This window comes from Flavobacterium sp. HNIBRBA15423 (genome assembly GCF_052655965.1).
Window position 1 is genome coordinate 1,236,199 of sequence record NZ_CP199751.1, and the last position, 24,970, is coordinate 1,261,168.

General features: G+C 29.5%; 21 protein-coding genes. 7 read left to right on the forward strand and 14 right to left on the reverse strand.

Translation table 11 applies throughout. From position 1 onward, the window contains the following. Window positions 1-66: 66 nt before the first annotated feature. Entirely contained in the window at window positions 67-1,671 is a 1,605-nt protein-coding gene (locus ACULEV_RS05560; RefSeq protein WP_445457679.1) for a class I SAM-dependent methyltransferase, read from the forward strand. A 46-nt stretch (window positions 1,672-1,717) separates the two neighbouring features. Continuing rightward, window positions 1,718-2,095, forward strand: coding sequence for a YchJ family protein (locus ACULEV_RS05565; RefSeq protein WP_445457680.1), 378 nt, complete (start codon window positions 1,718-1,720; stop codon window positions 2,093-2,095). On the opposite strand, the gene ACULEV_RS05570 is transcribed toward ACULEV_RS05565, so the two are convergent. The 6 genes from ACULEV_RS05570 to ACULEV_RS05595 form a co-directional block, all read right to left on the reverse strand. Continuing rightward, window positions 2,092-3,138 (reverse strand): D-alanine--D-alanine ligase, encoded by a 1,047-nt coding sequence (locus tag ACULEV_RS05570; RefSeq protein ID WP_445457681.1) that lies wholly within the window; start codon window positions 3,136-3,138, stop codon window positions 2,092-2,094. The genes ACULEV_RS05565 and ACULEV_RS05570 overlap by 4 nt on opposite strands. After that, on the reverse strand, window positions 3,131-3,811 hold the full coding sequence (locus tag ACULEV_RS05575; protein WP_445457682.1) for an NRDE family protein: 681 nt from the start codon (window positions 3,809-3,811) through the stop codon (window positions 3,131-3,133). The genes ACULEV_RS05570 and ACULEV_RS05575 overlap by 8 nt, the downstream gene beginning before the upstream one ends. Continuing rightward, complete coding sequence (locus tag ACULEV_RS05580) at window positions 3,799-4,287, reverse strand: DinB family protein (RefSeq protein ID WP_445457683.1); 489 nt, start codon at window positions 4,285-4,287, stop codon at window positions 3,799-3,801. Before ACULEV_RS05580 ends, ACULEV_RS05575 begins: the two co-directional genes overlap by 13 nt. A gap of 8 nt (window positions 4,288-4,295) precedes the next feature. Next, the gene (gene msrB / locus ACULEV_RS05585) at window positions 4,296-4,763 is read right to left on the reverse strand and encodes a peptide-methionine (R)-S-oxide reductase MsrB (protein ID WP_445457684.1); all 468 of its coding nucleotides are present in this window, start codon (window positions 4,761-4,763) and stop codon (window positions 4,296-4,298) included. Window positions 4,764-4,828: 65 nt separating this feature from the next. After that, window positions 4,829-5,293, reverse strand: a complete 465-nt coding sequence (locus ACULEV_RS05590; protein WP_445457685.1) for a YHS domain-containing (seleno)protein — start codon at window positions 5,291-5,293, stop codon at window positions 4,829-4,831. A gap of 81 nt (window positions 5,294-5,374) precedes the next feature. After that, a complete protein-coding gene (locus tag ACULEV_RS05595; protein WP_445457686.1) occupies window positions 5,375-5,818 on the reverse strand; it encodes a DUF4268 domain-containing protein in 444 nt (147 codons plus the stop codon). Window positions 5,819-5,886: 68 nt separating this feature from the next. On the opposite strand from ACULEV_RS05595, the gene ACULEV_RS05600 reads away from it, so the two are divergent. Both ACULEV_RS05600 and ACULEV_RS05605 read left to right on the forward strand, forming a co-directional pair. Continuing rightward, entirely contained in the window at window positions 5,887-6,534 is a 648-nt protein-coding gene (locus ACULEV_RS05600; RefSeq protein WP_445457687.1) for an NUDIX hydrolase, read from the forward strand. Between the two features lie 92 nt (window positions 6,535-6,626). After that, complete coding sequence (locus ACULEV_RS05605) at window positions 6,627-7,430, forward strand: lysophospholipid acyltransferase family protein (RefSeq protein WP_445457688.1); 804 nt, start codon at window positions 6,627-6,629, stop codon at window positions 7,428-7,430. 408 nt (window positions 7,431-7,838) lie between these two features. On the opposite strand, the gene ACULEV_RS05610 is transcribed toward ACULEV_RS05605, so the two are convergent. From ACULEV_RS05610 to ACULEV_RS05625, 4 genes are all read right to left on the reverse strand, one after another. Next, window positions 7,839-9,377: a hypothetical protein gene (locus tag ACULEV_RS05610; RefSeq protein ID WP_445457689.1), complete on the reverse strand. Its 1,539-nt coding sequence runs from the start codon at window positions 9,375-9,377 to the stop codon at window positions 7,839-7,841. A 369-nt stretch (window positions 9,378-9,746) separates the two neighbouring features. After that, window positions 9,747-10,163: an SseB family protein gene (locus ACULEV_RS05615; RefSeq protein ID WP_445457690.1), complete on the reverse strand. Its 417-nt coding sequence runs from the start codon at window positions 10,161-10,163 to the stop codon at window positions 9,747-9,749. A 174-nt stretch (window positions 10,164-10,337) separates the two neighbouring features. Next, the gene (locus ACULEV_RS05620; RefSeq protein WP_445457691.1) at window positions 10,338-10,898 is read right to left on the reverse strand and encodes a 2'-5' RNA ligase family protein; all 561 of its coding nucleotides are present in this window, start codon (window positions 10,896-10,898) and stop codon (window positions 10,338-10,340) included. Between the two features lie 178 nt (window positions 10,899-11,076). Continuing rightward, window positions 11,077-11,925, reverse strand: a complete 849-nt coding sequence (locus tag ACULEV_RS05625) for a helix-turn-helix domain-containing protein (protein ID WP_445457692.1) — start codon at window positions 11,923-11,925, stop codon at window positions 11,077-11,079. Window positions 11,926-12,111: 186 nt separating this feature from the next. Between ACULEV_RS05625 and ACULEV_RS05630 the strand changes: the two genes are divergently transcribed. Together ACULEV_RS05630 and ACULEV_RS05635 are read left to right on the forward strand one after the other, a co-directional pair. Continuing rightward, complete coding sequence (locus ACULEV_RS05630; protein ID WP_445457693.1) at window positions 12,112-13,188, forward strand: ligand-binding sensor domain-containing protein; 1,077 nt, start codon at window positions 12,112-12,114, stop codon at window positions 13,186-13,188. A gap of 178 nt (window positions 13,189-13,366) precedes the next feature. Continuing rightward, the gene (locus tag ACULEV_RS05635; protein WP_445457694.1) at window positions 13,367-15,208 is read left to right on the forward strand and encodes a hypothetical protein; all 1,842 of its coding nucleotides are present in this window, start codon (window positions 13,367-13,369) and stop codon (window positions 15,206-15,208) included. 158 nt (window positions 15,209-15,366) lie between these two features. Here ACULEV_RS05635 and ACULEV_RS05640 read toward each other — a convergent pair whose 3' ends face one another. Beyond that, window positions 15,367-15,564 (reverse strand): YqaE/Pmp3 family membrane protein, encoded by a 198-nt coding sequence (locus tag ACULEV_RS05640; RefSeq protein ID WP_445457695.1) that lies wholly within the window; start codon window positions 15,562-15,564, stop codon window positions 15,367-15,369. A 395-nt stretch (window positions 15,565-15,959) separates the two neighbouring features. Here ACULEV_RS05640 and ACULEV_RS05645 point away from each other — a divergent pair, with 395 nt between their 5' ends. Beyond that, window positions 15,960-18,956 (forward strand): DEAD/DEAH box helicase, encoded by a 2,997-nt coding sequence (locus ACULEV_RS05645; protein ID WP_445457696.1) that lies wholly within the window; start codon window positions 15,960-15,962, stop codon window positions 18,954-18,956. A 252-nt stretch (window positions 18,957-19,208) separates the two neighbouring features. Here ACULEV_RS05645 and ACULEV_RS05650 read toward each other — a convergent pair whose 3' ends face one another. The 3 genes from ACULEV_RS05650 to ACULEV_RS05660 all read right to left on the reverse strand — a co-directional run bounded on the left by ACULEV_RS05650 (window position 19,209) and on the right by ACULEV_RS05660 (window position 24,970). Then, window positions 19,209-20,414 carry an McrC family protein gene (locus tag ACULEV_RS05650; protein WP_445457697.1) on the reverse strand — a complete coding sequence of 402 codons (1,206 nt, stop codon included), beginning with the start codon at window positions 20,412-20,414 and terminating at the stop codon, window positions 19,209-19,211. Further along, a complete protein-coding gene (locus tag ACULEV_RS05655; RefSeq protein ID WP_445457698.1) occupies window positions 20,407-23,082 on the reverse strand; it encodes an McrB family protein in 2,676 nt (891 codons plus the stop codon). Before ACULEV_RS05655 ends, ACULEV_RS05650 begins: the two co-directional genes overlap by 8 nt. A 145-nt stretch (window positions 23,083-23,227) precedes the next feature. Further along, the gene (locus ACULEV_RS05660; RefSeq protein ID WP_445457699.1) at window positions 23,228-24,970 is read right to left on the reverse strand and encodes a hypothetical protein; all 1,743 of its coding nucleotides are present in this window, start codon (window positions 24,968-24,970) and stop codon (window positions 23,228-23,230) included.

The window sequence follows — 24,970 nt, forward strand, 5'->3', positions numbered from 1 at the left end:
AATAATACAGTTAATAGATAAGTTTTCAATCCATTTTATTAAATTTGGATAACAACAAAAACAAACATGACTGAAAAAAAAGAATACCGTCAAAGAATTTTTCAACATTTAGACGGATTGGTAACAGCTCCTTCAGCATTTGCCTTATTTAAGAAAAATATTTGTAATTATATTATAGAGAACCAATCTGTTAACTTAAATGAACTTGCAGAACATTTTAATGCAAATGAAGGCTATTTAAATATTGCTTTAAGAACATTAGCCTCTCAAGGATTTTTAGAATATAAAGTAGATAATGAAACTAATTTAGTCACAATTCAAACTAATGAAAAATCAGCTTATGCATTTTCATTGTTTCCTTTGTATGAAGATGTAGTAGTTTTATTGCAAGAAACCCAACTGTTTACTTCCGTTAGAATTGCAACCGATTTTATGCCACAATTGGATAAAATCTTTTCCCAATACAAGCGAAATTTTGATATAGTTTTTTCAACTAATCCAGAAGAAAAAAGAATCCAAAAACAAATAATAACGCATATTGAAGGTTTCTTGGTTAGCCCAATTATAGTTAGCCTTGGTATGACAGGTATGTTTCATAAATACTTTATGGAAACCTCTTTTAGAGCTGAAGAGTTTCACAAAGAACCAGAAGTATTTAAAATAATCTTAAACTTTTTCACCTTCTTAGGTTGGTTCACAGAAAAAAACGGAAATTATCAATTTACAGAAATTGGATTGTTTTTTGCAAAAAGAGCAACAGCTTATGGTGTAACGGTTTCTTATTTGCCAATGTTTAAAAATCTCGATACTCTATTATTTGGTAACCCAAATGCATTAAGAGATATAGCCAAACATGAAGATGAGATTCATGTGAACAGAGAAATGAATGTTTGGGGAAGTGGTGGAGCACATGCTACTTATTTTAAAGTGATAGATGACATTATTATCGAATTATTTAATAAACCCATTAATGATCAGCCTAAAGGAATTCTAGATATGGGTTGTGGAAATGGAGCTTTTTTACAGCATATTTTTGAAGTCATTGAACGACAAACATTGCGTGGAAAAATGCTAGAAGAGCATCCTTTATTTTTAGTTGGTGCCGATTATAATCAAGCAGCTTTGAAGGTAACTAGAGCTAATTTAATTAAAGCTGATATTTGGGCAAAGGTTATTTGGGGAGACATTGGAAGACCAGATTTGTTAGCCAATGATTTACTAGATAATTACAATATCGATTTAAAAGATTTACTTAATGTTAGGACTTTTTTAGACCATAATAGAATTTGGGAAGAACCTAAAGTTACAAAAGAAGAAAGAATTAGTGTTTCTACAGGTGCATTTGCACATAGAGGAGAACGAATTTCTAACAATCGAGTTGAAGACAATTTATTACAACATTTAAAAAAATGGTCACCTTATGTACAAAAATACGGATTGTTAATTATCGAATTACATACAGTTTCACCAAAATTAACCGCTCAAAATATAGGAAATACTGCCGCCACAGCTTATGATGCTACTCATGGATTTTCAGATCAATTTATTGTTGAGATTGATGTTTTGCATAATGTAGCAGCAGAAGCAGGTTTATTTCCTGATCCATTGTATTTTAAGAAATTTCCAAATACAGATTATGGTACTGTAAGTATTAATCTACTAAAAGGATAATTTTAATTATGTTTTTATTCTATGAATATATTTAATAGTATTATTAATGGATATTAATTGTCATTGCAAGTCAGGTAAGGCATTTTCAGCTTGTTGCGAGCCTTTTCTTTTAAAGCAAAAAGTTCCTGCTATTCCAGAAGAATTAATGCGTTCAAGATATACCGCTTATGTGCTTCAAGAGGCAGATTATTTAATTCGAACCACACATTCTTCGCAACGAAAATATTATTCTAAGAAAGAAATTTTGAATTGGTCAAAAGCCAATACTTGGTTGAAGTTAGAAATTATCAATGAAAAAGAAGATATAGTAGAATTTAAAGCTTATTATTTGGACGAAAAATTACAAGCTCAAGTGCATCATGAAAAATCAACTTTTAAATTAGAAAACGATATTTGGTATTATTTAGATGGAAAGTTTTATTAAAATTTTAAAATAATATCATAATACTGATGATGTTTTTTAAATTCTTTTAAGCCATCTTTAAAGTTTAAATATGGGTTATTAAACTGCTCATGACTTATTTTACTAATTTCATACATATAATGAAAATGTCTAGTTAGCTCTTTCCATCCATAAAATAAAGAGTGTTTTGGGTCATAAATATGTGTAGGTTCGCTTAAAGCTCCATTTAGTTCAATTATTTCAAAATTCTCACCTCGTTCAAGCGCTTCATAACTTTCAAACATAATATCCATTCGACCAAAATAAAAACCATCAATTTCTTTACAAATAGTATTAAATCTCTCAATCAATTGAGGCGTTATGTAATGGCTAGCATCAATAAATTTTGACCCTCTACAATGATTACCATAGGGAACCAGATTTAATTGTTCTCCATTCTTTAAAACTTCATTTATTTTTTCATTTAATTCCGTTTTTAAAACAGGTATTTGAAAAGCAAATCGAGGATTTTGCAATAATAATTCTTCTATGGTACTTTTTCCGTCACCAGTAACAATTAAAAATTCTTTTTCAACTATGCCAGTAATTGTTCCTCTTTCTTGATTGGGATAACGAACGTAGAATAAACCTATTTCTCGTGAATAAGGAATGAGATTTTGTATTAAATAATTAAAATTTGCTCTATTATGATAGGCTTTCAACTCTTCTTTGTTTGTTATTTTTTTTACAGCTGTTCCTCTTAAACCTACATCAGGTTTTGCAATTAAGGGAAAAACAATGTTTTCCAAGTCACAATTTTCAAGAATTATATCTACAGTTTCAGATTTTGAAATCAGTATAGTTTTTGGATAGTATTTTTGCGGAATTAAATCATAAATTTCTTTTTTAGATTCCATTAAAAAACCTCCATTTTTAATAGTTGGATTGGAAGCATTAAAATAAAAAAAAGACCTTGTACGCAAAACATAATACAAATATTGAAAATAAATAGGGAGATATACAATTTGATAAGGCCAATATTCCCAATTTGTTATTTTGTGATAGGCTAGTTTTATACTATTCATTTGCTAGTAAATCTATGTATTTTATATTTGACGTTCCATTAGAAGAAACCACTTGCGTGATACTTACTGTTTTCAATATATTATTTCGGTTAATTTGTAAGCCAAAATCAGTATTTTCATTTTCGGTAAATTGATGAAAATGCAATAACTTATCTGCCGAAAGTGTTTCTGTATCCTTAAGAAATTGACTAAACCATTCTGCTCTTTTTTCTCTAATTTCTTTAGAATATAGAGTAGATGAAGACCATATATGTGTAGTATTAGTAGGCATTTCTTTTGTATTTTTTATGACTTCATTCCATTGTAATTGATACAATTTATGATTTTCATAAAGTACAATTGTGAAGGGTTCAATCTCATTCAATTCAATAGTATTCCAAGTTATTAAAACATTTGGAGAAGCAATTAAGTCTAAGACTATTAATCCTCTACTTTTTCTGTAATAAGGTTTGGGAATGTGTTTTTCAGCAGCTCCATTTAGTAATACTAAAGTTGCTGTTTCAGATTGGGCAAACCATGTTCCACCAGCTTTTTGATCTTTTGGAAAAACAATAGTTTGATTGTTGATAATATATTCTTTTGGAGGAATTGCACTTGGCCTGGCTATTTGTTCATCTCTGTTTGAGGTAATACAAAAACCATTAGGTAAAGGCACATAAGTTACTGTGCACATTGTGATTTAAATTCTATGGTAGATTTAGCAATTCCAAAATTTTCAGGAAGAACAATATCTTGATATTTTAAAACTGCCACTTTTATTAATGCTTGATGATGAATACTATGTTCAAGATTATAAAGTAACTCTCTAAAATAATTGGTTTGAACCGAAAAATTTGTTTTTTGTACACCATTTTCTAATTGCAAGTCTTTATTAGGAGCTTCAATTTTAGCTAAAATGCCTTCAATAGCAACTCTAGCTTCTTCAATAGAAGTTTGAATGAGAATATTTCTTTTACGTTTATCATAATTAATAATACCCAATTCATAATTTTCAATTAAAGATTGATATAATTCAATTATATGACGTGTATGTTCACCAATGGTTGCATTACTTAATTCGGGATTGCAAAAAGTATATTTTTTAGCATCTAATTGATCTAAAAGACATACGATTTCTAAAAAATTTTCTCGTATAGCAGTTACAAGCATATATTATTTTATTTAGTAGGAATAAATTTTATAGAAACTGAATTGGTACAATAGCGTTTGCCTGTAGTTTCCTGAGGACCATCGTCAAATACATGTCCTAAGTGACCACCACATTTTGCACACATTACTTCTGTTCTTGTCATCCCAAAACTAGAATCTTTTTCATAAATAACAGAACCTTTAATAGCTTGGTCAAATGAAGGCCAACCACAATGCGATTCAAATTTTGTATCAGAAGTAAATAAAACATTTTCACAAGCAGCACATACATATTTTCCTTTCTCAAAGTGGTCCCAATATTCACCTGTATAAGCACGTTCAGTTCCTTTGTTTCTTAAAACCTCATATTGCTGGTCAGTAAGTTTTGCCTTCCATTCAGCATCGGTTTTTTTAATTTCTGGTTCCATAACTTTTTTTGTTTGAGATTGGCACGATTGTAATGCAACCAAAAGTACTAAAATTAATATCTTTTTCATATTTTTATTTTTTTGTATTTTCATAATCTAATTCTAATAGAAATAGATTTTAGATTAGGCTAAATTTAAGATTTATTTTTTGTAATTGTCTTCCAATTCTTCTCTGCATTTGTTAATAAAGTAGCTTCTTCCTTATTCCATAATTTTAAAGTATTCGTCAAAAATTTATTATAAAAAAGATACAGTTTATTATCGATAATTTTAAATGTTTTAGGATCTATTTCTACTTTTTCTCCAGTTTTCCCAACAGCATAAGCGCACCAACCTCCATATTGTGGTTTGTATAAAGCACTGTTCTTAGTAAAAGCATCTTTATGTTTTTGACTAGAAAAATAATAAGTAACACCATTATCAATAGCAATGAAATTCTTATTTCCTTTAACCGCCATGTTGTCTTTAAAATAAGCGACAACATCATATCCTTCAACAGCAATTTTAGTTTTATCTATATTTAAATGTTCAGTACTATGCTGAGCTAGCAATGGAAAACTAGAAACAAAAAACAACATTAAAGAGATTACCTTTTTCATAATGATTAATATATTAAATTCTTTACAAAGATATTTACAATGCAGTACAGGTAATGTCAGCTAGATAACAAAAGAGAATTTTTAGGTATTTATTTCTAAGTCCTTTAAATAGTCTTCATATTCATAGAAAAAACGCTCAAAAGCATCCATTTTTTCATAAAAAAAGTCAAATATTTCTTGCCATGTATTTTTGTTATTAATACTCACCCCTTCCTTTTCAACCCATATTCGACTCACTTCCTTACCGTTGTCTAAATAGAAATGACGTTCAAAAATTGCATCTTCAATAAAATTATCTATGAGTACAGTTTTTAACGATTCTACTTTTTCAAAATAAATAATACGTTTTTCATCATCTTTTGGTTCAATTTCAAGTAAAACTTGTGCTTTTTTATTGTCGATATAAAATTTAAAGCTAAAATCTTTTATTTTGGTATTATACAAAAGCCATTTTCTAGGATAAGCTTCTGCAAATGCTGTCCAAAATGCTTTTTTCATGTGTAATGCTTCTTCTTTACTGTACATTCTTTATTGAAATTTTATTAAAATTGAAAAATTTAAAGTAACTTTATAAGTTCTAAAAAATAAAAAATATGTTATTTCAGGATTTTATAAAATATGTTCCAAAAATAGAAAAAGAAAAGTTGCTAGCAGCAGATGCTCATGCAAAAATGGCTCCATTGGAACGTATTTCTTTTCTAAAAGAAATGAACTATGAAAATAGAAATCCAAGAGAAGCAGCTGTTTTAATGTTATTTTACCCTAAAAAAGGGGTAACACATTTGGCTTTAATTGTAAGAAACACTTATCCAGGTGTACATTCTTCACAAATAGGGTTTCCAGGTGGAAAAGTAGAAATAGAAGACAAAGATTTAGAAGAAACAGCTTTGAGAGAAACCCATGAGGAAGTAGGAATTCCATCTCATAAAATACAAATTGTAAAACCTTTCAGTAAAGTATATATTCCGCCAAGTAATTTCTTGGTTTCTCCATTTATGGGTATTTCACATGAAGAATTATCATTTATCCCAGACTTCGATGAAGTAAAGAGTGTGTTAGAACTTCCACTTTTTTCTTTTTTAGATGACAATTCTATTACAAATGTAAAAATGACTACTTCTTATGCTACAGATATTGAAGTTCCTGCCTTCATGGTTGAAAAATATATTGTTTGGGGAGCTACTGCAATGATGATGAGTGAGTTAAAAGAAGCTGTTAAAAATGCAATGAGTAATGAATAGTATTTTTTTAAGTTTTATTAATTTTTTAACATAAAAAAGATAGGTTTTATTACATTTGTAGCCCTATTTTATTTATAAATTGAACTAAACATATGGGATTGTTAAAGAGAAATCCTTTTGGACATATATTGTTTTTGAAAAAATGGTTAATCCGAATAGCTGGAAGTATTACACACAAGCGTTATAGAGGATTCAATAGTCTTCACATTGAAGGTTCTGAAATCATAAGGTCTTTACCAGATACGAATGTGCTATTTATTTCAAATCATCAAACCTATTTTGCAGATGTTGTTGCTATGTTTCATGTATTCAATGCTTCTTTAAAAGGAAGAGAAGATAACATTAAAAATGTAGGATATCTTTGGAACCCTAAATTGAACATGTATTATGTGGCAGCCAAAGAAACAATGCAAGCAGGATTGTTGCCTAAAATTTTAGCTTATGCTGGAGCAATTACAGTAGAAAGAACTTGGAGAGCAGAAGGTAAAGATGTAAAGAGAGAAGTAAATCCAAATGATACTGAAAATATTAAAATAGCCTTAGAAGACGGTTGGGTAGTTACTTTTCCACAAGGAACCACACGTTCTTTTAAACCAGTGCGAAAAGGAACAGCTCACATTATTTTACAGCACAAACCCATAGTTGTTCCTATTGTCATAGATGGATTCAGAAGATCATTTGATAGAAAAGGACTTCGTATAAAAAAGAAAGGTATTTTACAATCTTTTGTAATAAAACCACCTCTAGATATAGATTACGAAAATGATACAGTAGAAAGTATTGTTGAGAAAATAGAGTATGCTATCGAGCAACATCCTTCTTTCCTAAAAGTAATTCCAGTTGAAGAGTTAGAAGAACAAGCAAAACTAGATAAAGAAAGAATGTGGAAATACTAGAAAGAACACATTTCTTTTTATTAACTCATTTCATCGTCAATGTAATAGTATAAATCTTTTATACAATTCTGAAATGTCAACTTATTGACTATTTTAGGTGTTTATTCTATGTTCATTATCTAAGAAAACTATGGAGGAAATATAAAGTATAGAACATACAACATACAACATACAACATCACCTTAACTACAAACTACTATAAAAAAGATATGCTAAAAAGAGAGAGGCGGAAACACTCAACTTTCTAGCATATACAAACAAAAAACAAACAAAACTATAAAATAGCTATTGCTACTTAAAGTTTTTTTTTAATATCAATAAGAAGTTTTAAAATCTTTATATCTGTTTTTCTAATGGAGAAAATAAGATAAATATAACCTATTTCTTTTAAGAATTTGTTAAATAACTTTATTTTGTTTTAACTCCTGTTGCTTGTTTCCATCTCATAATATCAGCATACACATGGCTCAACTGATTAGGATCATTAGAAGGAGAAGTAAAATCATGATGACAATAAAAACAGCTACCATTCTCATTATAAGTGGTCCCATTTTGAATGTAAGTTTCCATGGTTGAATTAGCCAATTGACTTGTACCTATAGCAACACCACTTCCAGTATTGGTAGACGAATAACTAGTTCCGTTTGGAGCAAGTCCACTATTAGTCCAAGTAGAACCTATGAAAAAGTAATTTTTACGAACATCATTTCCTACTAATTTCGAATGAACAGAATTATTAATAGAAATAATCTGACTGTTTGAAGCAGCTACAGTAGTATTTTCAGGATTTGGAACTCCTGCATTGGCAACACCCCAAGGCTTAGTTCTAGAAGAATTACTTGGGCTAACAGTATTATTAGCAGGTGCTCCTGAGAAATTAGCATAAATACTATCTCCTTTAAATTTCATATGAGAAATATTAATATTGGTAGTATCATTAGCATTTGAATTTATTATCCAATCACTTCCTGTATCTGGAGCTACTGATTTTACTTTGTTGTTAACGTCTAAATAAGTATAACTTAATGCAGGTGCTGTTTTCTGATGCTCAAAAGTAGACCAAACCATTTCTGGATGTCCAGCAGTACTTCCTACAATATGAACTCCTAATAAAGCTAATTTAACTTTTACAGATTTATTTAATATAGTCCATTTTGTAGGTGTTTTAGTATACGTTGGAATATAAGCATCAATAACAACATAATTGCTTAACTCTTTTGAGTCAATGGTACTTGCTTCTACCCATGATGTTTTAAGTTCAATAGCCAAAGCATTTGCATCTGGTAAAATAACATCATTTGTTTTAGCATAATTTATAATACTATCTAATTCTGCTTGTGTTGTAGGAAACTGTTTTCCGCCCATTTTTCCAGCATTAACAGCCGAAAGAAATTCTGCATATACATCATTTACCATTGTAATGTAATATACCATTGCACTATCTTTAGACATTAAGGCATCACCAGTAGCTTGTCCTTCTTCACTATCATTACTATCTACACCAATACTCTTTTCTAAGGTTGGCATAGCACTTAATATCATTCCTGGAGTATGTGGAATTAATTTTCTCTCATTTGCACCAAATTCTGAAGAAACTGTATAAAATACTGGTGACTCAAAAATAGTTTTGCCAGGAACTTTACTTGGAGAAGTAATCCATAAAAACATTTGCTGCGACCATTTGTAAAAATCACAATTGTCTTTATGACCAAAAGTTACACTATTAGCCGCTTTTACAGCTCCATTTTCTGTTGCTTTTCCAGATTCAAACCAAGAATTGAAATCGGTTGAATCTACTACACACGATGGTAAAACGTCTTGAGGTAAATTGCTTGTAACTACTGCTAATACTTCCTCTTCCTTGTCTTCTTCTTTTGGTTTACATGAAACCCATAGCGTTATCCCAAGTAGAATAACGATACTAGATTGTACTACTGTTTTTTTCATTGTTTGTTTTATTTAAGTTTTTAATTGGTATACCAAAGATAAAAAATTAACAACAAACACATATAGGTAAAAATACCTGTTTTTTGAAATACTAAAGTGTAAACTAATTTTAAGTAAGATTAAAAAAGAGGAAGAATATATTAATTAGCATTGTTCCTATTTTATTTCATACACACTAGAATAACAGTTTTTTTAAAATAAACGAATAGGTTTAGTTATCCTAAAACTACTTTGTTTAGAATTAATAATTCCCTACAGTTTTAAAATCTGCAAAATCAGCGTGCTATTTTAAATATAAATAATCCATTAATCAAAATAATTCATGTTCTATTTCATACATAAAAGAAAAAACTCGGAACACCTTAAAACCTAAATACTTCTTCCCAGTACAAACATTGTATCCTGATTACTATCTATTATAATTTTACTAATGTCATTTTGCATGGCAATATCCAGAACGTCTTTTGCAGGAATAGAAACAAAAGGTTTAGTCTCTTTTGCCCAAATCATTAGAGTCTGTTGAGAAGTAAATGCTCCTAATACTTTTTGACCTTCCACTTCAAAAACCGAAGTAAATGTCATTTGTTTCCCTTTTTCTATGGTGCTCCAACCATTTTCATCTTTATTTTCTCCCATAACAGGTTCAGCTGTAGGTATAATTAAAAAAGCATTTTCTCCTTGTAATTCATTAAAAACAGCCATAAAAGTTTCTTGCTTTTGATTATTTTGAAAGTTTTTAATGTTTTTTAAAAGATTGGAATTATTAGGAGTAAACTTGTCAGACATAGTAGTTCTTTTTTTAGAATGGCAAAAATAAGAATTAATTTAAAATAGGGAAGAGAAGGAAGAAGAAAGAAGAAAGAGAACATAGAGAATAGAACATAGAGAATAGAACATAGAACATAGAGAATAGAGAATAGAAACTTGTTGGGTTAGTATTCTTTTAAAAAATTAACCCGCTTAAAACAAACTTGTTTGAATACTTTCATTAAAACCTTCATCATTAAAATAAAAAGTAGTTACAATCTCAAACTGCTTAATTTCAAGGTTTAATTTTCTTAAAGAAATACTATTACAATTAAAAGAAATCGGGTTAAGAGTAAAAAGAGCATTTGCTTTTGCCAATTTCTCACTATCTAGTTTTCGGGCAATAGATAAATGAGGGTCATTACTCTTATAAGAATTTGGAATTTTCAAACGTGTATTAAATTGTTTCATAATCTCTTTTAGTTCTCGCTTAGAATTTTCATTAGGACTTATAAAAAAAGCTCCGTTTGGATAATTATCAAAAGCATCTAGAACAACAGTTATAGGTTTTATTCCATTAGCAATTTGTGTTAGTTGTTGCTCAATCCTAGGAAGAGCCGTTTCCTCTATTTTAAATTCACAAACTGTAATGTGTGCCAATGCATTTTTACTATGATACCAACCAATTTCTGTAGCCAATTTGCTCTTCATCTCTTTTACAAAATTAATAACGGTGTCACTAGGTATAAATGCAAGAGAATAAGTTTGAATCATATTGTTAGTATCTTGAATATAAAGAATATAATGAAAGTGATCCAATTCTATTTAATCTTGGTAAAATGGATACACATAAAAACAAATTTAAGTAAAGAAAATAGAGTAGGAAAAAAAATCTAGATGACACTATCCTAAAAAGTGTGAGAATTATAAATAGCATTTTTTTACTTAAAGCTTAATTAACTACAAGTTTATACCCAATACCTCTTATATTAACAATTTTAAGAGAATCGTCTGCTTCTATTTTTTTACGTAATTTAGAAATGAATACATCTAATGTTCGACCAATATAATCCCCTTCATCACCCCAAACTACATTTAAAATAACATCACGCTCTACTGTTTCATTTACAAATTTTAGTAAAATAGCTAACAAATCGGTTTCCTTACTAGATAATTCAATGATTTGGTTTTGATACCTAAGAGTCATGTTCTTTTTGTCAAATAAAAAACGACCTAATGGTACACTTTCAGAAATTTTGGAAGATGATTTTGACTTTCTTTTGTAAAAAATAAAACAAGCTAGAGTAATCATAGCAAATAATCCTAATCCTGTAAAAGTTGAAATTGAAATAGAAGTCGTTGGAATAGTATCTTCTTTTATCGCTTCATCTGTATTTAAGTTTGGAGTATTTAAAGGATAAAATTCTAAAACAGTTATAAATAGCACATAGCAATTCTTGGGAGGTATTCGTTCTTTACAAGGAACCAATTCAGTATTACCTTGCCATCCTATTTCGTAACTATAGACCACTTTTTTAGTTTCACATTCTTCTACTTCAACTAAATAGCTTTTGGCAATTTTAGTGCATTTTATAATACTATCAATACTATGCACAAGAAAGTCTGGGTCAAATTGAAAATCTGTTTCAAAATGTATTTTGTACCTGTTATTTTCTTTTTCAATCGGCAAAACTAGGGAAGTACTATCATTGGACTGAAGTAATAATTGATGCCCCACAATTCGAAGGGCTGCTTTCATTTGATTATCAGTTACTTTTTCTTGTGAAAAACCTACATTCAAATTTAAAAACAGACCTATACAGTACAGTATAATTATTTTATTAAAAGAAAAAACCATTTCGCAAATGTATTTAATAAAGTCAGTGCTTATTATCTTTTACAGTGTAATTTACATTATTTTACACTTCTTAAACGACTAAAAAAACGAATAACCCTAGCTTTGATTTTCAAATTAATAAATAACGGTATGAAAAACAAATTATTCAGTTTTATTATTTTTTCTTTTACGATTATGTCTTGCAATGGGCAGAAAGAAAGTACAATATCTAAAAGTACTACAGCTATAAATAATACTATAGGGAAAAAGCAAGAACCTATTAAAGTGGAAGAGGAAAACTTTCAATATTGGTATGGTGAAAAGTATCAGTATAGACCAGATAGATTTTTACAAATAAGTGAATATATCAGAAGAATTTTTCAAGATAAAAATGGCAACTTATGGTTTGGTACTAATTATGACGGAGTAGTTAGGTATGATGGTAAAAACCTGACTTACTTTTCAACAAAAGAAGGCTTGTCGGGGAATCAAGTTACAGGTATTACAGAAGATAATTATGGCAATATTTGGTTGGCAACAAATGAAGGTATCTCAAAATTTGATGGTAAAACATTTTTTAATTACAGAAATAGTAAAGGTTTATGTAATAGAAAAGCAATGAGTATTTATAATGATCGAAAAGGACAAATTTGGATAGGAACCTATGGAGGATTGAGTGTTTTTACAGGTTCTGAATTTATTCCTGTACACATTAATAATGATTTTAGTAGTTCAGTAATTTGTTTTGCAGAAGATTCAAAAGGGAATTTATGGATAGGAACCAATTATTCGGGTGCTTATAAATTTGATGGAATAAGTTTCGAACAGTTTATTCCAGAGGGAAGAGAAAAAGACAAAAGTGTCACGAGTATTTTAGAAGATTCAAAAGGAAATCTATGGTTTGGTTCTATGGAGAGTGGCATCACCAAATATGATGGAAAGACATTTACTGTTTTTGATACCAATAATAAAATTGGGAATAATGAAGTATGGACCATTTATGAAGATCAATCAGAAAACGTTTGGTTTAGTTCAGAAGGTTTCGGAATATATCGCTATAAAAACGACACATTAGTTAATTTTAGTAAAAAAGAAAAACTACCATTACATGCAGTACAATCTTTTTTTCAAGACAATCAAGGACGCTTATGGATAGGAGGAGGAAACGGACTTTATAGAATGGAAAACAACACCTTTATAAATATTAATAAAAACGGACCTTGGTAATAACCTCTAAAAATAACTACAAACCCCTTAAAAGAATAAGGACTTTTCTTCACTAAAAAGGGCATTTCTCCTCTATGAATTTTTGTGCATTACCAATAAGTTTGCTTCATAAACAACAAATAATAATGGAGTAAGCCAAAAATCCCAAAACAAAGAGTAGGCACAAAAAATAAAAAACATGAGTTATACATTTAAAGGAAATCTTCGCGGACAAATTTGTGAAGATTGTTATGAATCACTTTTTGGTATGGAAGTTCTACTTTATTTACCATGGAGAAGAGTAAATAACACAGATGAGGTGGTTGCAAATGAAAAAGATAGTTTTCGTATTGTAACCGCAGATGAAGCAGAGCAAAGAAAAGAGTTATTAATTGCAAAAACAACTACAGATGCGAATGGTGATTTTGAATTTTCAATTGATGATAAATATGAGCAATATTCTTTCGATATTGATATCATTTGTACCACAGTTCCATTTGCTAAAAAAAGAGACAAGTCTATAAGACCTGTGCAATTACATTTAGCTACAGTTTTTCCTCAACAACTAGATATTTGGAACTATGTTATTCCATTTAAAATATGGTGTAATATAAGAGGAAAATATTTTGATGCTTGGGTTATTTGTGGTCATTTGCGCAATTGTCAAACCAATCAACCAATAGAAGGAGCAAGTGTTACAGCTTGGGATGCCGATTTCTTAACGGATGATAATCTAGGAACGGTAACAACTAATTCCAATGGACATTTTAGGATAGACTATGATTCGGCAACGTTCAAGAAAACATTTTTATCACCATGGATTAATGTAGAAACAGATCCAGGATTACCACTTCGTTTTCAAAACGGCCCCGATGTTTATTTCAAAGCAACATTAGCAGGAGAAACTTTAATTAATGAAACTAAAGATGATGCACGTAAAAACGTAGATTATTGTCTTTGTGTCAATTTATGTTCAAAGATTAATGTAATCGATGAAAACGAAACCTTTGACAGTGCATGGACAGGCTTTGGTGATAGTTTCAGCGCATCATACGGAACTGGAGCACAAGATTTTGACGCGGAAGGCTATGCTGGTGCAAACAAAAATGTATTGTTTAGTACAGTGGCACTTACTGGACAAGCACCTTTAAAAGCAGCTTCAGGTAATCGCATTAAATATCGTTTTCTTGTTAGTGATGTTACCACACCTAATGGTACTGCAAGTCCAGCCGATAGTAATTTTACTAAAATTATTGGAGTAACGGCAGGATTATTTGCACCAAGTATAGTAATAAAACTGGACAAAAAAGTGCCTACAGGAACGTTGGATACCTTACCAGTCATAAGTAACCAAGCTGATTTTGATGCAGAAGGTTGGTTCGATGTAACCAATGCTATAGAGCGTACTCTAACCAATAATGGCTATGCCACAAGCGACTTATCCCTATTTAAAATTATTGACACAGATACATTAATTTCATTAAATACAACTGCTTTAACTTCACAACCTAGTGTTCCAGATACACCAGTTGGAGTAGCAGTAAATCCAGCAAATGAAATACAAATTGAGAAATTTGCCATTCGTTTTCAAATAGGAGAGATGTTACCAGGCGGAACTATTAGTATACATCCAACTAATGGGAAAACATTAAATTCGGTCATTATGAACAATAACAGTTTGTTTATAAAACTAGCTATTAAAGAGTTAGAAGAAACTACCCTTTGTAGTCCTATAAACGGAACAGTTCATGCAAAATATACAGTTTATCATCCACATTTACTGTCTTTCAGACTTAATTTAAATAGTAACAGTGGATCAGTAAATAGAGGAGTTAACGACCTACCTTTTATGCCTTTAAGTAACAATACAGATCCAACTAAAACGGGTCATGCTAATTTGAGTTTACCAATAAATAACCCACCAAATGATATGGAGAGATGTACTTATGCACTTAAATTATATGCACAAACCCGTTTGCATAATGGAAGACAAAATCAAAGTGAAACACATAGAGAACAACTGTTCTTTTATGATGTATAAATTTTAGAAAATCATTTATAAGCTAGTTAAGGTTGTCTGAAAAGGCAACCTTTTTTTATAGAAACAAATCCATGCTCTATTCACCACAAAGGAAGAGAACTAAAAGCTAAAAAACTAAGTACTAACCACTAAGTACTAAGTACTAAGTACTAAAAACACTACCTCCTCATCTCCTTAATAATCTTATTTGTTCTCCTATCAGCATACATCCTGTTCAAAGCAGTAACCGCCCATAAAAAAGCAGGAATCCAGCCAATGATAGTAAGTTGCAGAATCAAACAAATAATTCCCGAACCTATTTTTCCTTGCAACATCAAACTCAACCAAGGAAAGAAAAATGCTAAAACATAACGCATGATAATATAATTTAAACAGTACTTAGTATAAGTAGTCGTTTTTAATAATTTGTTACTAAAAATATTTCTTTATCCACCATCTTGTCATCCCGACAACGGAGGGAACCCACACGAAACTCCACAACCTAGGACTGAAAACTGCGACTGACAACTGATCACTTTCTTTATCCACAAACTTGTCATGCTGGTAAGCATCCCACAAGAAGCTCCACAAACTAGGACTGAATACTGCGACTGACAACTGATCACTTTGTATTTCCATAAACTAGTAATAAACATTACAGCTATTATACGTAAAATCTTTATTAATTATTGAATAAAAGAGCAAACTTATTTATATTTGATATAACATAGTACTTTACCAACATATTCCAATATATGGCAAACCCATTAAAATGAAGAATAAAAAAATCACAGTTGCTATAGGAGAAGCCATAAGAGAAGGAAAATATCTCAGCATAACCTATAAAAACAAGCAAGATGAGGTTAAGTCTTTTTGGATTTCAATTTTAGACATTACTAGCGATGATAAAATTGTGGTGGACATGTTTAATGTTATGAAAGATGAACCCTTATTAAAAAGGACTATTTCAATTTCAAGCATACAATCAGCCGAAATACTTAAGTTTTCACATTACGATGTTCCCATACAATTGATACAAAAAATAAACGAAGACGATAGTTTACAGGTTTATGAATTTGACAGATACAACAACAATATATTAAACTATTACCTAGAGTGCAATAAAGCCAATAACGACCCATTTCTTCACAAAACCCATTTGATACCCGAAATTGATTTGGAGATATTAATAGCACAAAGTCCTTATCAATTATCAAATGAGCAACAAAAACATATCATTAAAGAAATTTACAACAATGAGTACAACAAGTTTTATGATTACAAACTAGCTCTTTGCGAATTTTCTATAGATTTAGATTCAAAAGGGAAGTTTGTTGTTGCATACCGAGAGTTAACCTATGATCCCGTTAAGAAAACAATTTTTATTGGTAAAACCACCCAATTCAATCCGAGTTTTTACATAAAAGATGTAAAATATTCTTTATCCTATTATACCGATTTTAGTCCTTCTGATTTTGAAGAACAATATTTGAACAATAAACCAGAGATAATCAATTTGTTAATGGATAATTTTAAATCAGGAGAATTGTTAAATACCAGACCAGAAGTGGTTGTTTTAGGCTATTCAAAAATTAATATAGCTCCCATTTTTGATAGAATAAATGGCGAACATGAAAACCAAGAAATGCAAATTCCTTTGAAAGCATTTTTTAAAAATTCCTCACTATTAGACCGAAAAAATAGAAAAGAACCACACATTGTTCTTTATGATAATAACGTTAATATTGACCAACTACGAACTATTTATAACTCTTTGAAATATCCTGTAACCTACGTTCAAGGACCACCAGGCACTGGAAAAACACAAACCATTTTAAATATTGTAGTGAATTGTTTAACCAATGCTAAAACCCTTCTCATCACTTCAAACAACAATGTGCCTATTGATGGTATCAAAGAAAAATTGAATATAGGAAAGTATCGGGATAAAGAAATTTTGTTTCCGTTTATTCGCTTGGGAAATAAACAATGCACCTTGGAAGCCTTGCAGACCATTAAGAAGCTCTATGAATTTCAAACCTCAGATGTTCCAAAAGAAGCCCTTTTACACAACCTAAAGGAAAACTCTAAAGAAAAAAATCAACAATTAGTAAACAAGTTACAAAATTATGAGGAACGAACCGATTTAGAACAAAATCTATTATTTATTGACGGATTGTTAAAAAAAGGGAGTTATTATCTTTTAGAACAAGAAAAAAATAAACTTTTAACTAAAATAAACTCCATTCCTGTAGTAACCGATAATGATGTAAAAGGAATCTTCGAAATCATTAAAGGCAATCATAAATTGCTACAGTTTTTTTATTATGAGTCTTTAAAATACATTAAGCGATTAAAAGGGAAAGATTATATTGAATTAATCGAAATCCTTCACATTGAAGAAGAAAACGAACAAGTAAAAGCGTTTAACACATGGTTAAGCGATGATAAAAATGTAGAGAAATTCACCAAAGTATTTCCTATTATATTAACAACCAATATTTCAAGCAGAAGACTAGGGCAAAAATTCAAATTTGATTTATTGACTATGGACGAAGCAGGGCAATGTGACATCCCAACTAGTTTAATTTCCATTTCTAAATGTAAAAACATGGTGCTGATTGGCGATACCAACCAGCTCAAACCCATTATTGTTTTTAATGAAGAGAAGAACGAAAAACTAATGAAACAGTTTGAAATTGATAAAGAGTATGATTATTTCAACAATTCCATACTTTCCACCTATAAAAAAATAGATACCATCTCTAGAGAAATTCTATTGAGTTATCATTACCGTTGTGGAGCGAAAATTATCGATTACTCCAACAAACGTTTTTATGAACAACGATTAAATCTAACAGCAGTTAAAACGAGTGGTAGCGTAAAATTACTTTCGGTAGCTAATGTCAATCAAAAACATAAAAATGCACAACTGGTAGAAGCAATAGCTATAATAAACTACATAAAAGCCAACAGCTTATCTGATGTTTTTATTCTTACCCCTTTTAGAAATCAGGAAGATGTTATCAATCACTATCTAAATGAAGCTAAAGGAAATGGTGCAATTGATGCTTCTGTGAGTTGTGGTACCATACATAAAGTGCAAGGACAAGAAAACACAACCATCATTATATCTACGGCATTGTCAACCAAAACATCCAAAAGGACATACGATTGGATTAAAAACAACAGTCAATTACTCAATGTAGGAGTCACCAGAGCTAAAGAGAACTTGATTGTAGTAACTGACCCCAAAGCCATTGATATATTATCTAGAAAAGATGATGATTTATACGCTTTGATTGCTTATGCATATCATAATGGCACTACAGAAATAGCACAAAGCACTGTAAATAAATTTACCATTGGTTTTTCTAACAATTCCAAATTTGAAGATGAATTCTATAAAACCATGCAGCATTATTGTTCCCTAAAAGATACCCGATTTAAGAGAAATGTAAAAATCATGGAATTATTTCCTGACGAAAGCAACAACCTTTTAGTAAATAGAAAAGAATTTGATGGAGTGCTTTTTGAAAACAACCAACCCAAAGTAGTTTTTGAATTGAATGGGGCAGAGCATTACCACAACAAAAAGACGATGCAATCCGACAAAATAAAAAAGGAGCTACTCGCTACTAAAAATTTACAACTGTTGCTAATTCCTAATCAATATGTAAAGCATTATGAATTTATACGGGAATTAATTAATAAGTTTAATGGTGATGTGTATCAACAAACGCTTTTTGATGGGTATGATGCTGTTTAGGGAAGTGATTTAAAAATTTCACCTGACCAAACCACATCCTCAATCTTGTCATCAACACCATCTTGTCATGCTGGTAAGCATCCCACAAGAAACTCACCCAATATTCCTCATTTTTAATTTTTAGTTTTCACCTTTTAATTCATCATTACTCACAATCTTGTCATGCTGTTCGCCTAGACGAATCAGCATCTTACAAACTACTTCTACAAACTTATACTGGTAAGCATCCCATTAGTAGTTCTTAAACGATCTCTATTCAACAACCCCAAACCAATTCAAAATAATCTCACCAATATTTTCATCTAAACTATCAGTTCCATTTTTAAAAATAGAAATTCTTCCTAAACCACATTCTTGCTCTCTTCCTGTAAATTCCTTAAAACCATCAAAAGAATTGGAAGTACTAGGATATAATAGCATTGCCTTTTTAGAATTCCAATAGTCATTATAAACAAACATCTGCCTTAAATCTTGTGTAGAAGGATTTGAATTCCCAATGTTTTTCCACTTCGTATCGATTATAAATGTTTCATTACTTTTTTTAATTACAATATCTGGTTTTATATAAACACCATTCCAAAACTCTTTTTTTGTTTGTCCTAAAATTGATAGATCATTATTTACTTGTTTTAGTCGTACCAGTATATATTCCTCCCAAAGCGAATTCATATCAAACAACAAAGCCAACATTTTTTCATTACCGCTTTGAACATTAGGAGCATAGTTTAAGATTATCAATCTAGCTATGGCTAAAGCTGTTTCATAAGGAGCTGTTTTTCTATTTTTTGGAATTTTTGAAAATGTACTCTCATTGGCTTTAATAGGTTTTACTTCAGGAAAATCGAGTTGAATGGTTTTACATTTACTATATAGATAATTTCCTTTGGATAAATTGCATACAATATCCAAAGCTTGTGCTAGTATTTGATGCACCAAATGATTTTTATCATACACCTGATGCGTAGTATAAAAACGTTCTTTATGTACCAAGTTTTTAGCTATATGACCCGCAAATTCTAGTTTTCCTTTTAAGGCTTTTACATTACCAGTTTCTTTATAATATTGTTTAATTAAACCTTGATGGAGTAGGAGTTGTACCTCATTTAAAAACCATTCAAAATAAATGTCTAATAAATGAATTTGTTGTTTTTTAACATGCGCTTCATCTACTTTTTGTACTTTTAGTTTTCGAGTAACTCGAAGCATTTCAATTAGAGCAGTATGCCAAACACTTTTCTCTTTACCATCGTTGTCTATTTTAGGTAGAATCTCAATCGTTAGACCATTTACTTGAATAACACCAACGAATTGTTTGAATTTAATACCATTGTGTCGTAAATCAAAATACTTATCATTGTGCAAAGCATTGAGTTTTGACAAAGCCACAAAATGACGTTGTTCCAATTTTCCTTTTTCAATAGGAAGAAAACTATGCTCAAATACTTGAATACTACTCATTAGTAGGTACTTTTTCTTCTTCTTTACTTAAAAGAATTTTAATCGCTTCAATTATATCAAAATCGGTATCAATTGTTTTCAATCTTAAAATAGCACCATTTTCAGGATAGTTTTGTGTATCAAAAGAAGCAAATATTTTATTGTTATATTTTTTTGCTTCTTCAAAAAATCCTTTTCCTAAAACCAATCCTATTTTTTCATAATCTCCATAGAAATATTCTTGTAATAAAGGGATAATATTGTTTTTAAAAGTATGTTTTAAATCATTTACATTGTTTACTTTTATAAAATAAGAATGCCCTATGGTGTGGTCTCTGTCTAAAAGTACTTCGATGCGATTATTAATTGTTTCTAAAAGAGTTTTTAGATTAATTCCCGTAAAATCTTCATCATAACTATCAAAATAGTTTAATTTCTTGGGAGTATTTTCTTTTTTCATTACTTCCCAGAATAATTTTCTTTCATCAAGAAGAGATTGGGTAACTCCCAATAAATCAAATAATTTTTTTTCTTCAGAAACAAAAGGTTCATCTTCCCATTCAATATTTTTGTATTTCCATAATAACCTGCAATACATAGCCGAAGGACTCAAATGTTCTAGTTTAGGCATCATTTCCTCAAAACTAAAACGTCTTCTTAAAGCAGTGTCTAAGGCTTCTACACTTCTATCAGCGGTGTTCATTGTACCAATGATATACAAATTAGGTGGAACACCAAACTTCTTTTTGCTATAAGGCAAAGTAACTTCTAAAGCTTCATCTTTACCCAAACGTTTGTCTTCTTCAATTAGAGTAATTAACTCTCCAAAGATTTGTGAGACATTACCACGATTGATTTCGTCGATGATTAAAACATGAGGAACTTTTTTAGCTTTCACTTCAGTAATTATTGATTTTTTATTACTATTAATTTTGTTATTAATATAGTTTAAAACTGACCAGTAAGCCGTGGAATTTGATCCACCAATAACTGCTCTGAATTCTTTATCTATATTTTTAACCATTGATAGGTCTGAAAAAACATTTTGCAGTTTTTTAGTTCTATCAAATGAGACAAGATATTCTTTAGCTTGTTCAGAATAAATAGGTTTTAATTTCAAGTTTCCTTTATCAGTTACTTCCACTACTTTTAAACCAAGATGTGGTGTTTGTATAGAAAGTTGTAAAGGGACATTTTCTTCCAATTGTTTTTTTGATTCACCTACTAAATCATTCCATGCATCATCAAAGTTATAAGTTTCTATTATTTCTTTAGTTTCTGTTCTTTCTTTTTTTGCTCTTTCTACAATTTGTTTAAATAGCCCATCTACAATATCATACAAAACCTGTTTGTTTTCATTTTCATCTTCTTCAATTATTGGTTTTATTCCTTCAATAAAATCTTCATACGACATACTTTGATGGAACGTAGAAAACACAATTTGTCCAGTGTTTAAATAACCATCAAAACGGTTTTTTATGTCTTTTCTGTTTTCTAATTGTAATTCTTCTTCTGATTTATTTTCTATAATTGATAATGCTTTATTTATGGTATGATAGGTCTTTCCTGTTCCTGGAGGACCATAAAGAATTTGATTTAAGCTTGTCTCTTGCATAGTTTTATTTATATCAACGTTGTTTTCATTAAAATTTGTTTTTTCAATGAACCAACTTTTTAATCTTAAAATTTCAGTTTCTTGATTTGGATTCAGTTCTAATGCTTTGTTAAGAATTGAGATAACCGTTTTATCATGTTCTAAATAGTTGAAATTAATCATTCCAACTCGTTCTTTATCTTCTAAAAAACCAAGTTCTTTAGCGTTATCTATTTTATTGTGTAGTACAAAACTTAATTTTTGGTCACCTTTTAGGTTTAAAACAATATTTTCTTCAAGTTCTTTATTAGTTAATTCAGCATTACCATAAAAACCAACAATTTTACCTTGTGAATAAAATATAAAAATGCTACTGCCATCAATTTTTGGTTGATGAGTAAATTTTGCATAACCATAAATATGCTCTTCTGTATTACCCTCTGCATCTTTAGCAAAATTTAAACTTTCTCCTGGTGTACCTCCATCTTTAACCCAACGATGGTTACTTGCATCACTACTTTCTTCTTTCCAATCTTTACTGTTCCAAGTTATATTGATTAGTAACTTGTTAATATTATTTTTTAATTCTATCCTATAAGAATTAATTTTTGACAATAAATTTTGAAACTTGTTTTCGTCAATTATTAGATTGGGATGACTTGATATTGTAAAAATGGAAACTATTTTAGGATAATAAACATCCAAAAAATCAAATACAGTATTGAATCCTTCTGAAGTATCACCAATGTATTTATTAAATTTTTCTGAGTTTGCTTCAGTAAATTCTCCTATTTGAGATTTTAACTTTTCATATAAATTTAATATTTCAATATCTTTTTCATTTTTATGAACTATTTCAATTGAAAATTCTAGATAATCATCGGTTTCCCAAAAAACCAGTCCAACACTTCTAGTCATGTTAGAACCTCCACTTCTATCTATTAAACCGACAAAAGCATAGTTTTCATTACCTTGAAACCAAAACCCTTGTTCTAAGCGACCTTTGGTATTTCGTTGCCTTGGTATAAATCGAAATTCAGGATGAGTTTCTTTATATAATAATAATTCTGATAATATCTTTTCGTGAAATGTCATAATTTATTTTTTAATAAAATATAATCTATACTTTTATTTCCAATCTTCAAATTTTAATAATGGATTCCCATTTATGTATTTTTATGAGATTTTATCAAAATGCCTTAAAAATCTTATTGCTAATAATTTGAATCCTCTCATAATATTACTCTTCTAACCAATTAGTAATCTTTTTAATTCGATCTGCAATTAAATTATCTTTAATTCTAATATTTAATACATGATTAAATGTTCTAAGATAATTATGATTTTTTTGATTTGCTCTATTTTTGTAATCAGACATTGATAAATATAAGTCTAAAATATTGAAAAAGTTAATTTTTTTATCCTTTAAACTTTGTTCCATTTCTTGTAAATGGCTAACATTTATGATACACAGATCCTTTATATTATGTTCTTTAGTTTTTCTAATAATATTTTCTTTTTCAAGTAATTCGTTAAATTTTCTTTTTAACACAAAAGTTACAATACTTGAACTTATTATTGGATCATTTACAACAATTACGGGATAAATTTGCACTTTTTTATTTAAATGTAGTCCTGAATCTTTAATTTCTTTTTTATAGTTATGAAACTTTTTTATAGTTTTTTCTGCTAGCTGAGTTAAACCATAATCTTTATTAAATTTATCTAAATCTAATTTCTTAAAATCTTCAATTGTTTTAACAGTTTTATAACCATCGATCAATTGAATAAAGCCACTTTTTACTTCAAATAAAGCCACATTTTGTTTTTCTCTCACATAAAAATCAGCATATTCAATTAAACCATCTCCAATGTTAAATAAGAGTTGATTTGTAGATTTTAAAATAACGTTTGGAGTATTTGAAAATGATTCTTTTAAAATTTCTTCAATTAAAGGTTCATAAAATTTAGAACCTATAAAACTACCCCAATATTTTCTTGTACAAATTTCATTTGGTTTTAAATAATCAAACCAGAAATCATTCATGAAAATTGAATATACTTTTTCAATATAAAGCCCCTCATCCATTATAAGATAACTAATTATCTTTTTATCATCTTTTAGTTTTCCTTTAAATAATGGGCTTTTTTTTAACGGAAAAAAATCAAATAATTTTAAATCATTTTTTAGTGGAATTTCATATTCAACTTTACAACTAAATATATCAAGAATTTTTACTGCATCAATATTATCTTCAGGAACGTTAATATATCTTAGTCCAAGGCTTTCGTCATTACTTTTAATAAATGTCCAAATACTATGCTTAATTAATTCATTAATACTTTCAACATTATAATGCCACGTAAGATAGTTTTTAAAGTGCTGACCAAGAAAATCATCGTTTTCAATTATATTAAAAAGAAAAGAAGATTTATAGAAAATATTTAAGGCATTAGAACATTCATTATATTGATTGTGGTGTAATTCACGAAACATAAAAAACTCAAAGAAGTTTTTTCCTAATTGCTCATATCCTTCATTTTTATAATTTTTATCACCTGTTAAAATTTTATCGTTGGCAATTAATAAAAATTTAAATATTCTTTCTCGATTATCAAAATTATATTCAGGTGTTTCGTTCACAAAACCATCATGATTTATTATTTCTTGCAATGCATATAAACAAGTTACTCTTGAGAAAAGATTATGGTTTAGTGGTCTTTTAAGATATTTACTAATTAATGATAAACAAAAAGATTGTTGTATTGAATTTTTATTATCAAGAAAAACGGTTCTTAGACATTCAATTTGTGTTTGTCTGGAGTCATCAAAATGATTAGAAGTTGGAGGCTTTAATCTTGTATTAATAGCAACAATCGTTGCTATAAGTTCACCTTTTGGTATGTCTAGTATCAATTCTAAAGGGTTTTCAGGAGCTTGTTCTCCATAAAAATTTGAATATTTTACTAAAAATCCCCACAT

Excerpts from the sequence above, each read along its gene's own strand:
- ACULEV_RS05660 (WP_445457699.1), bottom strand. The coding sequence starts at position 24,970 with ATGTGGGGATTTTTAGTAAAATATTCAAATTTTTATGGAGAACAAGCT.
- ACULEV_RS05560 (WP_445457679.1), top strand. The coding sequence starts at position 67 with ATGACTGAAAAAAAAGAATACCGTCAAAGAATTTTTCAACATTTAGAC.
- ACULEV_RS05640 (WP_445457695.1), bottom strand. The coding sequence starts at position 15,564 with ATGCGTTATGTTTTAGCATTTTTCTTTCCTTGGTTGAGTTTGATGTTG.
- ACULEV_RS05605 (WP_445457688.1), top strand. The coding sequence starts at position 6,627 with ATGGGATTGTTAAAGAGAAATCCTTTTGGACATATATTGTTTTTGAAA.
- ACULEV_RS05645 (WP_445457696.1), top strand. The coding sequence starts at position 15,960 with ATGAAGAATAAAAAAATCACAGTTGCTATAGGAGAAGCCATAAGAGAA.
- ACULEV_RS05565 (WP_445457680.1), top strand. The coding sequence starts at position 1,718 with ATGGATATTAATTGTCATTGCAAGTCAGGTAAGGCATTTTCAGCTTGT.
- ACULEV_RS05610 (WP_445457689.1), bottom strand. The coding sequence starts at position 9,377 with ATGAAAAAAACAGTAGTACAATCTAGTATCGTTATTCTACTTGGGATA.
- ACULEV_RS05615 (WP_445457690.1), bottom strand. The coding sequence starts at position 10,163 with ATGTCTGACAAGTTTACTCCTAATAATTCCAATCTTTTAAAAAACATT.
- ACULEV_RS05620 (WP_445457691.1), bottom strand. The coding sequence starts at position 10,898 with ATGATTCAAACTTATTCTCTTGCATTTATACCTAGTGACACCGTTATT.
- ACULEV_RS05650 (WP_445457697.1), bottom strand. The coding sequence starts at position 20,414 with ATGAGTAGTATTCAAGTATTTGAGCATAGTTTTCTTCCTATTGAAAAA.
- ACULEV_RS05630 (WP_445457693.1), top strand. The coding sequence starts at position 12,112 with ATGAAAAACAAATTATTCAGTTTTATTATTTTTTCTTTTACGATTATG.
- ACULEV_RS05600 (WP_445457687.1), top strand. The coding sequence starts at position 5,887 with ATGTTATTTCAGGATTTTATAAAATATGTTCCAAAAATAGAAAAAGAA.
- ACULEV_RS05595 (WP_445457686.1), bottom strand. The coding sequence starts at position 5,818 with ATGTACAGTAAAGAAGAAGCATTACACATGAAAAAAGCATTTTGGACA.
- ACULEV_RS05590 (WP_445457685.1), bottom strand. The coding sequence starts at position 5,293 with ATGAAAAAGGTAATCTCTTTAATGTTGTTTTTTGTTTCTAGTTTTCCA.
- ACULEV_RS05655 (WP_445457698.1), bottom strand. The coding sequence starts at position 23,082 with ATGACATTTCACGAAAAGATATTATCAGAATTATTATTATATAAAGAA.
- ACULEV_RS05635 (WP_445457694.1), top strand. The coding sequence starts at position 13,367 with ATGAGTTATACATTTAAAGGAAATCTTCGCGGACAAATTTGTGAAGAT.
- ACULEV_RS05580 (WP_445457683.1), bottom strand. The coding sequence starts at position 4,287 with ATGCTTGTAACTGCTATACGAGAAAATTTTTTAGAAATCGTATGTCTT.
- msrB (WP_445457684.1), bottom strand. The coding sequence starts at position 4,763 with ATGAAAAAGATATTAATTTTAGTACTTTTGGTTGCATTACAATCGTGC.
- ACULEV_RS05570 (WP_445457681.1), bottom strand. The coding sequence starts at position 3,138 with ATGAATAGTATAAAACTAGCCTATCACAAAATAACAAATTGGGAATAT.
- ACULEV_RS05575 (WP_445457682.1), bottom strand. The coding sequence starts at position 3,811 with ATGTGCACAGTAACTTATGTGCCTTTACCTAATGGTTTTTGTATTACC.